14 protein-coding genes and 1 tRNA gene are annotated in these 13,718 nt (G+C 40.7%); 8 read left to right on the top strand and 7 right to left on the bottom strand.

Annotated elements, in window-relative coordinates; genetic code table 11:
- Positions 1-33 precede the first annotated feature (33 nt).
- Together H1A14_RS14935 and H1A14_RS14930 are read left to right on the top strand one after the other, a co-directional pair.
- On the top strand, positions 34-1,413 hold the full coding sequence (locus H1A14_RS14935) for a hypothetical protein (protein ID WP_194777082.1): 1,380 nt from the start codon (positions 34-36) through the stop codon (positions 1,411-1,413).
- 131 nt (positions 1,414-1,544) lie between these two features.
- Positions 1,545-3,029, top strand: a complete 1,485-nt coding sequence (locus H1A14_RS14930; RefSeq protein ID WP_228527800.1) for an OmpP1/FadL family transporter — start codon at positions 1,545-1,547, stop codon at positions 3,027-3,029.
- On the opposite strand, the gene H1A14_RS14925 is transcribed toward H1A14_RS14930, so the two are convergent.
- The 3 genes from H1A14_RS14925 to H1A14_RS14915 are packed head-to-tail and all read right to left on the bottom strand — an operon-like array spanning position 3,019 to position 5,189.
- Complete coding sequence (locus tag H1A14_RS14925) at positions 3,019-3,543, bottom strand: shikimate kinase (protein ID WP_317174901.1); 525 nt, start codon at positions 3,541-3,543, stop codon at positions 3,019-3,021. The two genes, H1A14_RS14930 and H1A14_RS14925, sit on opposite strands and share 11 nt — an antisense overlap.
- The gene (locus H1A14_RS14920; protein WP_194777079.1) at positions 3,533-4,642 is read right to left on the bottom strand and encodes a BT_3928 family protein; all 1,110 of its coding nucleotides are present in this window, start codon (positions 4,640-4,642) and stop codon (positions 3,533-3,535) included. Before H1A14_RS14920 ends, H1A14_RS14925 begins: the two co-directional genes overlap by 11 nt.
- Positions 4,635-5,189 (bottom strand): DUF1599 domain-containing protein, encoded by a 555-nt coding sequence (locus H1A14_RS14915; RefSeq protein ID WP_194777078.1) that lies wholly within the window; start codon positions 5,187-5,189, stop codon positions 4,635-4,637. Before H1A14_RS14915 ends, H1A14_RS14920 begins: the two co-directional genes overlap by 8 nt.
- A gap of 14 nt (positions 5,190-5,203) precedes the next feature.
- On the opposite strand from H1A14_RS14915, the gene folP reads away from it, so the two are divergent.
- Together folP and cdaA are read left to right on the top strand one after the other, a co-directional pair.
- A complete protein-coding gene (folP, locus tag H1A14_RS14910) occupies positions 5,204-6,088 on the top strand; it encodes a dihydropteroate synthase (protein ID WP_228527799.1) in 885 nt (294 codons plus the stop codon).
- Positions 6,085-6,951, top strand: a complete 867-nt coding sequence (gene cdaA / locus H1A14_RS14905) for a diadenylate cyclase CdaA (RefSeq protein ID WP_194777077.1) — start codon at positions 6,085-6,087, stop codon at positions 6,949-6,951. The genes folP and cdaA overlap by 4 nt, the downstream gene beginning before the upstream one ends.
- A gap of 25 nt (positions 6,952-6,976) precedes the next feature.
- On the opposite strand, the gene kbl is transcribed toward cdaA, so the two are convergent.
- Positions 6,977-8,170, bottom strand: coding sequence for a glycine C-acetyltransferase (kbl, locus tag H1A14_RS14900; protein WP_194777076.1), 1,194 nt, complete (start codon positions 8,168-8,170; stop codon positions 6,977-6,979).
- 162 nt (positions 8,171-8,332) lie between these two features.
- On the opposite strand from kbl, the gene H1A14_RS14895 reads away from it, so the two are divergent.
- The 3 genes from H1A14_RS14895 (at position 8,333) to H1A14_RS14885 (ending at position 10,975) form a co-directional block, all read left to right on the top strand.
- Positions 8,333-9,289, top strand: a complete 957-nt coding sequence (locus H1A14_RS14895) for an NAD-dependent epimerase/dehydratase family protein (RefSeq protein ID WP_194777075.1) — start codon at positions 8,333-8,335, stop codon at positions 9,287-9,289.
- A 441-nt stretch (positions 9,290-9,730) separates the two neighbouring features.
- Positions 9,731-10,072: a hypothetical protein gene (locus tag H1A14_RS14890; protein ID WP_194777074.1), complete on the top strand. Its 342-nt coding sequence runs from the start codon at positions 9,731-9,733 to the stop codon at positions 10,070-10,072.
- Between the two features lie 102 nt (positions 10,073-10,174).
- Positions 10,175-10,975, top strand: a complete 801-nt coding sequence (locus tag H1A14_RS14885; RefSeq protein ID WP_194777073.1) for a DEAD/DEAH box helicase family protein — start codon at positions 10,175-10,177, stop codon at positions 10,973-10,975.
- 190 nt (positions 10,976-11,165) lie between these two features.
- On the opposite strand, the gene H1A14_RS14880 is transcribed toward H1A14_RS14885, so the two are convergent.
- From H1A14_RS14880 to H1A14_RS14870, 3 genes are all read right to left on the bottom strand, one after another.
- Positions 11,166-11,242 (bottom strand) — tRNA-Ala (locus H1A14_RS14880).
- Positions 11,243-11,293: 51 nt separating this feature from the next.
- Positions 11,294-11,914 carry a recombination mediator RecR gene (recR, locus tag H1A14_RS14875; protein WP_194777072.1) on the bottom strand — a complete coding sequence of 207 codons (621 nt, stop codon included), beginning with the start codon at positions 11,912-11,914 and terminating at the stop codon, positions 11,294-11,296.
- A gap of 13 nt (positions 11,915-11,927) precedes the next feature.
- Positions 11,928-12,218 carry an ATP-dependent Clp protease adaptor ClpS gene (locus H1A14_RS14870; protein WP_228527798.1) on the bottom strand — a complete coding sequence of 97 codons (291 nt, stop codon included), beginning with the start codon at positions 12,216-12,218 and terminating at the stop codon, positions 11,928-11,930.
- A 53-nt stretch (positions 12,219-12,271) separates the two neighbouring features.
- On the opposite strand from H1A14_RS14870, the gene H1A14_RS14865 reads away from it, so the two are divergent.
- Complete coding sequence (locus H1A14_RS14865) at positions 12,272-13,714, top strand: sodium:solute symporter (RefSeq protein WP_194777071.1); 1,443 nt, start codon at positions 12,272-12,274, stop codon at positions 13,712-13,714.
- The last annotated feature ends 4 nt before the right edge of the window (positions 13,715-13,718 follow it).

Below are 13,718 nucleotides of genomic sequence, written 5' to 3'. Positions count from 1 at the left end.
GTATATAGTAACAGGAGTTAAAATAATTAAAATATGAACAAGCTATTCTCATTTCGGTATTTAGGCGTGGTTGCATTGATCGGCATGGCTTCCTGTAGCACAAGCTACAACGCGATGCAGGGAAGTGAAACGGATGACTTGTACTTTATGGCCTCTGATGCGCGCATTGCAACGGAGTTTGCGGTGAAGAACAATAATCCGGAAAATTTCCGTCAATTCAACGAGGTAACTGCCGAGGATTTCAATCAAGAAAACTTTTCTGCAAGAAATGTTAATCCCGAATATATTGCTCGGTACCAAGGTCAAACCGGTGCCCAAGAAGAAGGCTCCGTTTACTTCGATGAATCTGGAGAAAATCAGGTTCAAGGGGACCCCAATGTAAATGTGTACAACAACTACTATGGTGGTGGAGCCAACAATTTCAATTCAGGTTTCAACAATGGATTCATGATGAGTCCTATGCTTGGATTCAGTCCATGGGGCATGAATGCCGGTTTTGGTATGGGCTTCGGCATGGGCATGGGCATGGGTTTCGGTATGGGATTCGGCAACATGTGGATGCGACCAGGTTTCGGTTGGGGCAACCCTTGGATGAACCCCTGGGGAATGGGCTTTTATGACCCTTTCTGGGGTCCTGGTTTTGGCTGGGGTAACCCTTGGATGCGTCCAGGTTGGGGCATGGGCCTCGGCTGGGGTGGCATGTGGGGTGGCGGTATGTGGGGACCTGGCATGGGCTGGGGTAGACCACCTATCATTGTTATTCCTGGGGAAGGTCGTCAAGTTGTACGAGGTGGTAGAAATGAAAGGGGAGGTACCGGCGTTTCCAATAGACAAACAGGTACTAGAGAAAGTGCCAGAAATAATGCTGCACTACCAAGTAACTCAAGGACAGCAGCCAGACGGGATGTCGCTAATAGCAGAAACTTGACCTCTACGCCATCTAACAGAACCAACAGGGATTTTAGTAGGTCTCAAAATGACATGTATAATGGAAGAGTAAGTTCTGCGAATCCAACTAACAGGAATACAGGATCTGCTGCTATGTCCTCAAGAAGTGCTAATAGGAGCGCATACACTACTCCTGTTTCTCCAAGAGGCGGAACAAATGCTAGAACAGCAAGTCCAAATTACAGCAACAGATCAGGTAGCAATACCTACAACAATAGAAATAGAACGAGTGCTCCAAGGTCGAGTTCGCCCTCTTATAATAGAGGTGCTGCACCATCAAGAAGCAACAGCGGATTTAGATCCACAGCCCCATCAAGATCTTCTGCACCGTCGAGAGGTAGCTTCGGCTCAAGTGGCGGTGGAAGAAGCAGTGGTGGAGGATTTAGCTCCGGCGGTGGAGGCGGTCGCAGTGGCGGCGGCTCCATGGGCGGCGGCTCTAGAGGTGGAGGAGGAAGGGGGAATTAATATCCCCCTTTTTTTTTAGACTTTTTTTTCTTTTTCCCGTTATAAAATTCAAAAACCTATCTAAACTGGTATGATTACTGTCTTTATCAATGGCACTGTAAAAATGTTTCTTTAAAGGAAAATGTATGAAAATGATCAAAAAGATAACTTATGGTTTGACTTTTTTGACAGTAATGGGGGCATGTGAAGTATATGCTCAAGGCTATGTACAGGATGCCTTGACATTTGGTCAAATTAGATCAACCGGTTCCGCCAGAATTATGGGCCTTGGTGGAGCCCAAAATTCCTTGGGAGGAGACATTTCAAATATTCATCACAATCCAGCAGGGCTTGGATTCTTCAAAAGGTCTGAATTTAGTTTTACAGCTGCTTTTGGGGATTGGACCAATGATGCAACCCTTGAAAACCAATTTTCAAGACTTCAAACGAGTAATTTTGCATTGCCTAACCTAGGGGTTGTCATCAGTTCACCTAAAAATACGCTAACCAAAGAAAAATGGAAAGGCGGTTCATTTGGGATCAGTGTAAATCGTTTGGCTAACTTAAACAATCAATTTGGGTATTCCGCAGTAACGCCGACCTCTATCGCTGATTTCTTTGCGGATAATGCCTTCGGCATTTCTGAAAATGCATTATCAAATGGAGCAGGCACTGAAAGTTTGGCGTTCAATACCAATGTAATCATCAGTGCAGGTACAGATGGTAATGGAAGACCAATTTATGAAGCTTTTAATGTGGAGGATGAACCAGCTCTGGTAGAGGATGTTTTCACAGAAGGCAGCGTCAGCCAAGTGTCTTTTTCATATGGAGGTAATTATGACCATAAAATTTTCTTTGGTGCTGGAATAGGGATTACCAGCATCAATTATTTTCAAAGAAAATTTTTAGCGGAGGATTACGCTACCGGTGATCTGATTGGGTTTGATCTGAACGAATTTCTCAATCTCAGCGGAACAGGAATTAACCTTAATTTTGGCTTGATTTATAAACCAGTTGATCAGGTGAATTTGGGATTTAGGTTTCAATCACCTACTTGGTACAGGATGAATGAACAGTACGAAGCCGATATGGTATCTGAGTTTATCAATCCCAGCGAAACCTTTACGGATCAAACTCCAATAGTAATAGGCAGGTACAACATGAACCTTCCACTGAAACTGGGAGTTGGGGGCACCTTTTTCTTAGGCAAAAATGGATTTATTACAGCAGATGTGGATTTTGTGGATTATTCCACCTCCAGATTTAGCTCAACAGATTTCAATGCCGGTAACATAAACCAAGAAATTCGCTTGCTCTACGGATCGACCTTAGATTACCGAGTTGGAGGAGAATTTAGGCACAACATTTTCCGTGCAAGGGCTGGATATGCTTACTATGGAGATCCTTTTCAGAGTTCTACGTTTTCGGACGTGGACCGAAGTACCCAACAAATTTCAGGCGGTGTTGGTGTAAAACTCAAAAAGATGTATTTTGATTTTACCCTTACTGATGTAAGGTTTACCCAATTATATAGGCCCTATTCTGCTTTTAACAATGCAGGTCAGGAAATAGGCCCTTTGGTGACTCTTGACAATAGATTGTTTACGGGGCTACTGACCTTGGGATTTAACTTTTAAAATAGCTTAGCAATTCAGAATTTAATAGCTCAGTAGTGAGATCTTCTCCGCTGAGCTTTATTTTTGCTTGATTATAATAAGGAAATCTTTCTGCATATAAACTCTTTAACTTTAGGATTAGTTCTCCTTTTTCTAGACCTTGAAATAAAGGTCGCTTGCTGATTTCATCAAAGGAAAAGCGGTCAAGAATAACTTGTAAAGGAACGTCCAAAAAAACAGAGATAGCGTTTTCATTGATCAGTTCCATATTGTCATTGAAACATGGAGTGCCTCCTCCTGTAGCTAAAACAAAGTTTTGGGAGTCAGGCAATAACTTGCTTAGCACTTCTGATTCGAGGTCCCTAAAATGACCCTCGCCATCATTTTCAAAAATTTCTGGAATACTCTTTTTAGCGTGCTCGGTGATGAGCTGGTCAAGATCAAAATAGGGACATTTCAGAGAGGAGGAAATTTCTTTCCCCAAAGTTGATTTACCGGAGCCAGGTAAACCCACCAAAACTATTTTAAAGAGCATTGGCATCATTGAAATAAGCTTTTACTTCTTCTACTGATGGGGTATTGTTGTGGTGGAATTTTTTAAGAATTATACCATCTTTTAATAACATGATACCGGGATTGGCTCGGATGATGGTTTTTACCACTGTCGCGTCTGCCAAGTAGGTTTCGACCGGCCAATTTTGAGTAATTACAAACTGTCGGATTTCTTCTTCAGAGGAAGCTGCTACCACAGATGCGGATATTTCGACATTATTGAGATCCGAGACAAGTCTTTGGATTGCCTCCAGATTATTCGGACTGATTTTTTGAAGATTGTTGATCAGAATCAAAACTTGGTTCCCTGCCAAAATTTCTTCCGTATATTCACCTGATTCATTCCAAACCGAAAAATCAGATATCTTAGGAAGCGCTTCAGGGTTCTTTAGTTTCATTTCCACAAATTCATAAGATTCATCGGCAGGATATTGATCAAAGATGAACTCGTCGCCATCTTTTTTCATCACATAGTCATATTGGAGCTGTTCTGAAGGTTGCATGGCTGATGGAATATGCACTCCTTCTTTATATGCCCTAAAGTCAATAAACGGCAAATTTCTAATGGCCAATACAGCTAAGGTCAAGGATCCAAGCAACGTAAATACAACTATTATTTGTTTCCAACCAGCACTTTTCTTTGGCAGGTCTTTTAAGAAAAAGAACAGTATTCCAATCAATATCAATAAGCCCAAATCCTTGTAGAAAGATTCCCAAGGGGTAAGCTTGATGGCATCTCCAAAACAACCACAATCAGTCACCTTATTAAAGTAAGCTGAAAAAAAAGTGAGAAAAGTAAAAAAAACAATCATAAGGCCGAGTAAAATGACAGTCAATCTGGTTTTCACTCCTAGAATTAACATGACTCCCAAAACCACCTCTAAGACAACCAGAAAAACTGAAAGTGGAAGAGAAATTGATTTTAAATGAGCAAACAATGGGGAGATATCGTACGAAAAGACATCAAAATATTCTTCCAATTTAATGGCTGTACCTACAGGGTCGTTGACCTTGATCATTCCGGAAAAAATGAATAAGCCCCCCACTATCCACCGAATTAGGGTAAGTAGATATTTAGACATGCCTGTTATCCTCCTTTAATTTAATCAAACAAAAAACCGCATAATTGATCATGTCTTGATAGTTAGCAGATATACCTTCTGATACCAACGTCTTTCCTTTATTGTCCTCAATTTGTTTAACTCGGTATAGTTTCATCAGGATGATATCGGTCATTGATGCCACACGCATATCTCTCCAAGCCTCGCCATAATCATGGTTTTTGTTTTCCAAAAGGGATCTAGTATCCTTTACCCACGCATCATACAGTGGTTCCAATTCCTCATAATTCAATTCCAACCTGTCATCCTCAGTTAATTCCAGTTGGATCAAAGCGATCAGACAGTAATTGATGATACCAATGAATTCGTCTTGAATAGGGTCGTTAACCAATTGGGTGCCTTTCTCTTGAATGGACCTAATTCGCTGAGCTTTGATGAAAATCTGATCTGTGATAGAAGGTAGCCTAAGAATCCGCCAAGCGGTGCCATAGTCCAAAGTTTTCTTCTTAAAAAGTTCTTTACAAAGGTGAATAACTTGGTTATATTCGCTGACAGTTTGCGTTTTCAAAATGAAAATATTTAATGAAAGATGAGTTCAGGTTTGTTTTTGAGACCGAAGATAAATTATTTCCATCAAAAATAACACTTAAGAGTAAAGGAAAGCTATTGATCCTTGACAAACCATGGATCATGGGGATACTCAATGCCACCCCGGATTCTTTTTATGAAAAAAGCAGGATAGCTGACCACTTAGACCTTTCCATGTCCCGCGCTGCTGAGATGTTAACTGATGGGGCTGATATTCTGGATATTGGAGGTTATAGTACGAGACCCGGTGCGGAAGAAGTGAGTCTAGAGGAGGAATTGAGAAGGGTGCTTCCTGTGATCGAGGCAATTAAAAAAAAGTTTCCTGAAAGCCTGATATCCATTGATACCTTTCGTGCTGAGGTTGCCCGCCTAGGGGTTTTGGCTGGGGCCGATTTCGTCAATGATATTTCAGGAGGGGAGTTGGATGAAGCCATGTTGCCAACTGTTGCCCAGCTCAAAGTGCCGTATATTTGCATGCACATGAGAGGAAATCCAAAGACAATGAATTCCCTAGTTACATATGATGACCCGGTCAAAGAAATTTCGAAATATTTTTCAAGAAAACTGAACCAATGCAAGGAAGTTGGCATTAAAGATGTACTGATCGATCCAGGTTTTGGATTCGCTAAAACTTTAGAGCAGAATTATTGGATTCTGAAAAATTTATCTTATTTTAAGTATATAAATGCACCGATTTTGGTAGGGGTGTCGAGAAAGTCTATGATTTATACATTTTTGGGAATTACGCCTGAAGAAGCACTAAATGGAACTACGGCACTTCACATGTTTGCACTTTTGGAGGGGGCAAACGTACTTAGGGTGCATGACGTCAAACAGGCAAAGGAGACAGTAAATTTATATAAACAATTACAGGGTTGATTTTAGGTTTCAAAATAGGGTTTTTAGAAATTTCAATCGTCAACATCATAGACATTACCCTGGTCAGCATTTTGTTGTACCAAGTCTACAAATTGATGAGAGGAAGTGTGGCCATAAAGATTTTTCTTGGCTTCTTATCCCTTTATTTGGTTTACCTGGTAGTCAATGCGGCCAGAATGGAATTGCTTTCTATTATTTTGGGCCAGTTCATGGGAGTGGGTGTAATAGCAGTCATCATCCTTTTTGCTCCTGAAATAAGAAAATTTCTATTGTTGATAGGCAAGTCATCCATTCTTTCCAATGAGAATGTTTTACAGGAATTGCTCTTTTGGCGAAAGAAAGAAACCATGGCTTTTAACATCACTCCTATCATTGATGCCTGTAAAACCTTAGCTGGCACCAACACCGGTGCCCTGATGGTGATTTCTAGGTCCTCGGAGTTAAAATTCTATGCTGAAAGCGGGGACCTCATCGATGCGGTGGTTTCCAAAAGGTTGTTAATCTCCATTTTTAATAAATACAGTCCATTGCATGATGGTGCAGCGATCATTTACAACGGGAAAGTGAAAGCCGCAAGATGTATTTTGCCTGTTACAGAAAGAGATCTACCTGCTCATTTTGGATTAAGGCATAGGGCAGCGATCGGGATGTCGGAGGCTACGGACACTTTGATCTTGATTGTATCCGAAGAAACCGGACAAACCTCCTTGGCCAAAAATGGTAAAATTTTACATAATCTTTCTTTTCAGGAAGTTAGGGAGATGTTGAATAGCTACCTTATTGGGGAAGACATCGATGAAAAATTTGAAAGCATGCAGGCCATACAAATCAAAAGGCTTCGGAAGAAAACTACCGAAGCCTGATTTTGCTTAATTTAGGTTGAGGCTTTTAAATCACCTTCAATTCCTTTCCTACCTCAATAAATGCCTGAATGGCTTTATCCAAGTGGTGCTTTTCATGTCCTGCTGAAATTTGCACCCTAATTCTGGCTTTATCTTTGGGAACTACAGGATAGTAGAACCCTATCACATAAACTCCTTTTTCCAACATCTTTTCGGCCATCTGTTGCGAAATTATTGCATCATAGAGCATTATAGGGACAATGGGATGCTCTCCAGCTTTGATATCAAAACCAGCCTCAGTCATTTTCTTTCTAAAATACAAGGTATTTTCCTCCAGCTTGTCACGAAGTGCTGTGGTTTCCGAAAGCAGATCAAAAACCATGATTGAAGCCCCAACAATTGAAGGGGCCAAAGTATTCGAGAAAAGATAGGGCCGAGATCTTTGCCTCAACAACTCCACAATTTCTTTTCTTCCCGAAGTGAACCCACCCGAGGCCCCACCAAGGGCTTTACCAAGGGTTCCGGTGATAATGTCCATTTTGCCTACTACTCCTTTCAGTTCATGGACACCTCTTCCCGTTTTACCAATAAATCCTGTAGAGTGACACTCATCTGACATGACAAGCGCCTGGTATTTTTCAGCCAAAGCCACGATTTTGTCAAGCTGTGCAATGGTCCCGTCCATGGAAAAAACCCCATCCGTGACGATCAGCTTTTGCTGTGCTCCTTTGTCTGTTGCAGCTTTCAATTGGGTTTCAAGGTCTTCCATGTCATTGTTTTTGTACCTGAAACGCATGGCTTTGCACAAACGTACCCCATCGATGATGGAAGCATGGTTGAGCTCGTCAGAGATGATGGCATCTTCAGGCCCCAATAGCGGTTCAAATACTCCTCCATTGGCATCGAAGGCAGCTGCATACAAAATGGTATCCTCGGTACCTAGAAATTCCGAGATTTTCTTTTCCAAAGTTTTGTGGATGTCTTGTGTGCCGCATATGAAACGTACTGAGGACAATCCAAAACCGTGCGTATCAATCGCTTTTTTGGCTGCCTCGATGACTTTCGGATGGCTGGAAAGCCCCAGATAATTATTGGCACAAAAATTCAAAACTTGCTGGCCGTTTGAAAGTGTGATTTCAGCAGACTGAGGGGAAGTGATGATCCTTTCTTTTTTGAATAGACCCGCAGCTTCAATTTCTTTAAGTTCCTGTTGTAATTTGGGTTTGAGTGTATCGTACATGGTCAAAAGTTTTTCAATAATCGTCAAACAAAAAGGGCTAGTCAATCTAAATGTGATTAAATAACTTTCCTTGATTGAATTTGTTAATTTTGCAATATTGCATACCCAAATATAATGAAAATCCCCCTAGGGGAAGCACAGTAAAAGTCAAATGAGATTTACATGGAGAAAATACTGATAATAGGCGCTGCCGGACAGCTTGGTTCTGAACTTACCAAAGCTTTGGTGGAGCAATACGGGGGGGAGGCAGTCATTGCCACAGATATAAATCCCCAAGCAGCTAACCAATTTGAGTATTGTAGATACGAGGTTTTGGATGTGATGGATAAGCGGTCTTTGCAACAACTGGTTCAAGACAATCAAGTCAAGCAAATCTACCATTTGGCTGCGGTTTTATCTGCAACAGGAGAGAAAAACCCACTTTTTGCTTGGAATTTAAATATGGAAAGCCTGCTGTATGTATTGGAATTGGCTAGGCTAGAAAAGCTGGATAAAGTGTACTGGCCTTCATCTATTGCAGTTTTTGGGCCCAATACTCCTAAACAAAACACACCCCAATACTGTGTTAAAGAACCCAATACGATTTATGGGATTTCCAAACAGGCGGGAGAACGGTGGTGTGAATATTACTTTCAAAAATACGGAGTAGATGTAAGGAGCCTGAGGTATCCGGGTTTGATTGGGTATAAATCTCTTCCAGGTGGTGGGACCACCGATTACGCGGTAGACATCTACCATAAGGCCATTGCAGGAGAACATTTTAAGTGCTTTTTGAAGGCGGATACTTTACTGCCTATGATGTATATGCCAGATGCCATCAAAGCTACCTTAGACTTGATGCATGCACCTAAAGAAAACGTAAAAGTGAGGTCGAGCTATAATTTAGCAGCCGTTAGTTTTTCTCCACAGGAGATCTACGAATGCATTAAAGCTCACTATCCGGATTTCACCATCAGCTTTGAACCTGATTTTCGTCAACAAATTGCAGATAGCTGGCCGGATACGATTGATGATGGGCCAGCCAGAAAAGATTGGGGCTGGCAACATGCTTATGACCTGAACAAAATGACGGCTGATATCCTCAAAAACCTACCTGAGTTCTTGATTCACCTTAAATAGTCGATATTCCTTTTTTTTAAAGCAGCCAGTTAAAAGCTATTATGTCACCCAGAACATAACTTGGATGAGATGAAACTTTTAATTTAGTTTCGCAATGATGCCAGGAAAATGGTAAATTAATATAATACTCGCCAGCAAACAGAAATGTCAGGCACATCCCTGCCCGATGACAGGCGGGCCTGCCCGACGATTGGCGGGCCTGCCAGAATACAGGCGGGGGATTTCCGAGCCGGTTGAAGTAGAATATTGGGTTTCAGGAAGATAAGCGGAATTAACCAGAAAATTTTTTGAGGTTGGCTATCTTATTATGTGCGAACCAAAACGGAAATTTAACTACAGGAATTAAATTATGTCAACTTGTGTCAAAAATTTTTTAGACAACTCGTTTTTTGGTAAATTGAGGTATTATGATTCCCGTAGAACTTTTCAACATTTAATATTATGTGGATAGCATCAAAAAATGGATTTATTTCAGTTGTAGCGCATTGGGACCTTGCAGATGTACTTATCGTGAGGGCAAGGGTCAAACACGATTTGCAATCGCTTTTTGATAGCCAAAGGATAATTGAAACCGAAGACGCTGATTACCGCTTCAGGGTATTGGTAAACAAACAGGAGATGGCAAACATTTTGGTTAAAATGATCAAAGGCATAGACTACCCAAATTTCAAAAATGAAATTGCTGTACATCCCGATCAAAATGATAAATTAAAAGCATACCATGAGATTTGGAAAGTCATGAGGGATTATGCCAATCATAGCATATTTAGAAGAAATGCATGATATCAACAGGTGTCTCAACCGTTAATTCAGTCTTGGTTTTGAATGGTTAAGCACACAATTATTGAAAGGGTTAATTTGTTTTCAACAAAAAAAGTAAATAACATGAGCAAGATAATTTTTGTGACAGGAGCAGTAGGGAGTGGGAAAAGCACCTATATCAGGAACCACTACCAGGACCAAGATGGGTATTTTATATTTGATATGGTACAGGAAAGCATCAGGCTTTTTTGTAGGCCGGATGCCTTGACAGAGGGAGATCATGTGTTAGACATTTACAACAGTTTGTCAGAAAGAGGCATGTTTGCCTTACTTGATGGGTTGCAGCTCGTGGTGGAATATTGTATTTCTGGCTATGACGAGGGGTTGATGGCGATCTTAGCCCAAGCTAAAAGTGCTGGATTGAGGACGGAATGGATACATTTGGATACCGAGCTAGAAATTGCCAAAAAAAGGATAGAGAAAGCTGGTAAAAGTTATTGTTCTTCTGAAAATGTACAAGATGAAACTTTAGAAATTTTAGAGGGAGTCATTGAAACTTACCTATTTAACATTGATTTTGAGGAAATTTGCGAAGTAGGAACTGGTAGTGGTTGCATTAAGTTTTTTAGAAAAGGCTGTGATGGAAAAAATGTTTATTTCTTCCTGAGTAATGAAACTACTCTTTTTGATTTTGAACCAAAATTTGAGTATGAAAAGTTTGAAGGGGCAAATTATGTTGAGGAATTTGAGGATTTTCAACAAGCTTTGAATAGCCTTTTGGCCAAGCATGATATTTTTTGCCTGATACCCTTGAAGGTGAACCAAAATTACAAAGCAAAACTAAAGCAAACTTTTAAAGATTACCTGAAAGGTGGGAATTCTAATGCTGAGCGCAGTTCCAAGTGGCTCGCACTTTTGAATTAAAGCACAGACCACACTTTAATGTAAAGATCATAATCCAACAAATAAAGGTCTACCTCGTTTCTAATTATTTGGGAGGCAGCTTCTCTTTGTGAATGTCAGAATGGTGTTAAAAATACGTTTTATGAGTCAGCTTTGCGCTATTTAACGCAAAGAGTAAAACAAAAAAAGGTTTGCATTGTAGCAAACCTTATGGTGGAGGATAACGGAGTCGAACCGATGACCTCTACACTGCCAGTGTAGCGCTCTAGCCAGCTGAGCTAATCCCCCAAATGGGATTGCAAAGATATAAATCCATTTTTAATACACAAAGAAAAATAATCAATCCAAAGAATAATTTACCCGGGTAAGAATACTTCTTCCCAAGGTAACCTCATCGGTAAACTCCAGTTCTCCACCAATGGGAATGCCTCTAGCGATGGTACTTAGCTTGATGTTCAGGGGTTTGAGTTTTCTGGTAATGTAAAAAGCAGTGGTATCTCCCTCCATGGTGGAAGGTAGGGCCAGGATCACTTCGCGTACCTTTTGATCAGCATTGGTTTCCAAAATTCTTTTTTCCAAACTGTCAATTTTGAGTTGTTCGGGGCCTATTCCGTGTATGGGCGAAAGGATTCCCCCCAACACATGATAAAGTCCGCTATACTGCCCAGTGTTTTCAATGGCCATCACATCGGGAATATCTTCTACTACACAGATGATGGATTTGTCTCTTTTTACCCCAGTGCAGATCTGACAGATTTGAGTTTCTGAAATATGGTGACATTGCTCGCAATACCGAATCTCTTTTCTTAACTTATTCAGGGCATGTGTAAGGTTCTCGGTATGGTTCTCGGATTGTTTCAATAAATGCAAAACCAACCTTAGGGCTGTTTTTTTACCAATTCCTGGGAGAAGGCTGATTTCATGAACAGCGTCTTCAATTAATTTGGAGGGGAAATTCACTTCAACAAATAGCTTAAACTACAGCGGCCTGAATCCCTGCATCCAAAATAGATTGACACATGGGCTTTAGATCACGAGCGGTACCTTTCTTCACCGCACATTTGCCTTTGTAGTGGATGATCAAAGTACATTGTTCTGCTTGTTCTTGGGAATGTTTGCAGACTTTAATGAGCACTTTGGTGACATGATCAAAAGTATTGATATCATCATTGAACACCACAAGCTCATGCTCCTCTTGATCTACCAGTTCCTCTACAAGCAATTCAGCTTCTTCAAATTGGGTATGTCCTAACGTTACCATCATTTTGCAAAGTTAATAATTATAAACAATTTAGCGAAAATTTTGCCAAATAGCCTATGGATTCAAATCTCGTACTCATAGTGATAACAACCTACTTCGGGTTGTTGTTCGTTATTTCTTGGTTGACAAGCAGAAAAGTTACGGATGAAACTTTTTTTACTGGGGATAGGCAATCTCCTTGGTTTTTAGTGGCTTTCGGTATGATCGGTGCTTCCCTTTCCGGTGTCACTTTTATTTCAGTACCAGGAGAAGTTGGCAATACCAATTTTTATTACTTTCAGGTGGTTTTGGGTTATACCCTTGGTTATTTGGTGATTGCAAAGGTTTTGCTGCCTTTGTACTACAGGCTCAATCTCGTCTCCATTTATGCTTTTCTGGAAGATAGGTTTGGGTTTTGGTCTTACAAGACTGGGGCTTTCTTTTTCATATTATCAAGGACACTTGGTTCGTCCATGCGTGTTTTTTTGGTGGCTGGCGTACTGCAACTGATTTTGTTTGATCAGTGGGGAATCCCTTTCTGGGTTTCAGTTTTGATCACCGTCTCCTTGATTTGGCTTTATACCCATAAGGGAGGCATCAAAACGGTAGTTTGGACAGATACCTTACAGACCTTTTTCATGCTGTCCGCAGTGGGTGTAAGCATTTATTTGGTGTCCAAGGACCTCGGAATTGCGGGTTTTACAGACATGATTTCAGAAGTTTCTTTAGATCCTAGGTCTGATATATTTGACTGGGATTGGCGCTCCAACACCAATTTCTTCAAGCAATTTGCTTCAGGCGCTTTTATCACGATTGTCATGACTGGATTGGACCAGGACATGATGCAGAAAAACCTGACCTGTAAAAATCTTGGTGAGGCACAGAAAAACATGTTTTGGTTTACCATCATATTGGTTTTTGTGAATCTGTTTTTCTTAGCCCTTGGTGTTTTATTGTACCTATATGTAGAAGCCAATGGCATTCAGATACCCCTTAGGTCTGATGATTTATACCCCATGTTGGCCACACAGAATTTCTCGGCATTTGCAGGTATCATATTCGTCCTTGGTATTACTGCCGCTGCTTACTCAAGTGCAGATTCCACCTTGACCGCTTTGACTACTTCTTTCTGCTATGATTTTCTTGAAATTGAAAAAAATTATGAAAGAGCCAGACAAACCAGGATTCGGAAAACAGTGCATTTGGCCTTTACTGCATTGATGTTTTTGGTGATCTTGGTTTTCCGTTGGATCAATGATCAAAGTGTGATCAATGCGGTATTCATCATCGCAGGATATACTTATGGACCATTGTTGGGGCTTTATGCCTTTGGGTTATTTACCCAGTGGAAAGTCAAAGACAAATGGGTTCCTTATTTGGCGCTCTCCGCGCCAATAATTGCATTTGTAATTGACAAAAACTCCGAAGTTTTGCTTGGAGGCTATAAGTTCGGTTTTGAAATCCTGATCTTAAATGGATTGCTGATGTTTGTAGGGCTTTTCCTTATTAGGGAAAAGTAAAATA

The organism is Pararhodonellum marinum, from assembly GCF_015354735.1.
GTDB lineage: Bacteria > Bacteroidota > Bacteroidia > Cytophagales > Cyclobacteriaceae > Pararhodonellum > Pararhodonellum marinum.
Note: the sequence above shows the minus strand (reverse complement) of the source record. Positions and strands in the feature narration are given on the sequence as shown.

Coding starts and splice junctions, on each gene's coding strand:
- H1A14_RS14935 (WP_194777082.1), top strand. CDS start 34: ATGAACAAGCTATTCTCATTTCGGTATTTAGGCGTGGTTGCATTGATC.
- H1A14_RS14930 (WP_228527800.1), top strand. CDS start 1,545: ATGATCAAAAAGATAACTTATGGTTTGACTTTTTTGACAGTAATGGGG.
- H1A14_RS14925 (WP_317174901.1), bottom strand. CDS start 3,543: ATGCTCTTTAAAATAGTTTTGGTGGGTTTACCTGGCTCCGGTAAATCA.
- H1A14_RS14920 (WP_194777079.1), bottom strand. CDS start 4,642: ATGTCTAAATATCTACTTACCCTAATTCGGTGGATAGTGGGGGGCTTA.
- folP (WP_228527799.1), top strand. CDS start 5,204: ATGAAAGATGAGTTCAGGTTTGTTTTTGAGACCGAAGATAAATTATTT.
- kbl (WP_194777076.1), bottom strand. CDS start 8,170: ATGTACGATACACTCAAACCCAAATTACAACAGGAACTTAAAGAAATT.
- H1A14_RS14895 (WP_194777075.1), top strand. CDS start 8,333: ATGGAGAAAATACTGATAATAGGCGCTGCCGGACAGCTTGGTTCTGAA.
- H1A14_RS14890 (WP_194777074.1), top strand. CDS start 9,731: ATGTGGATAGCATCAAAAAATGGATTTATTTCAGTTGTAGCGCATTGG.
- H1A14_RS14885 (WP_194777073.1), top strand. CDS start 10,175: ATGAGCAAGATAATTTTTGTGACAGGAGCAGTAGGGAGTGGGAAAAGC.
- H1A14_RS14870 (WP_228527798.1), bottom strand. CDS start 12,218: ATGATGGTAACGTTAGGACATACCCAATTTGAAGAAGCTGAATTGCTT.
- H1A14_RS14865 (WP_194777071.1), top strand. CDS start 12,272: ATGGATTCAAATCTCGTACTCATAGTGATAACAACCTACTTCGGGTTG.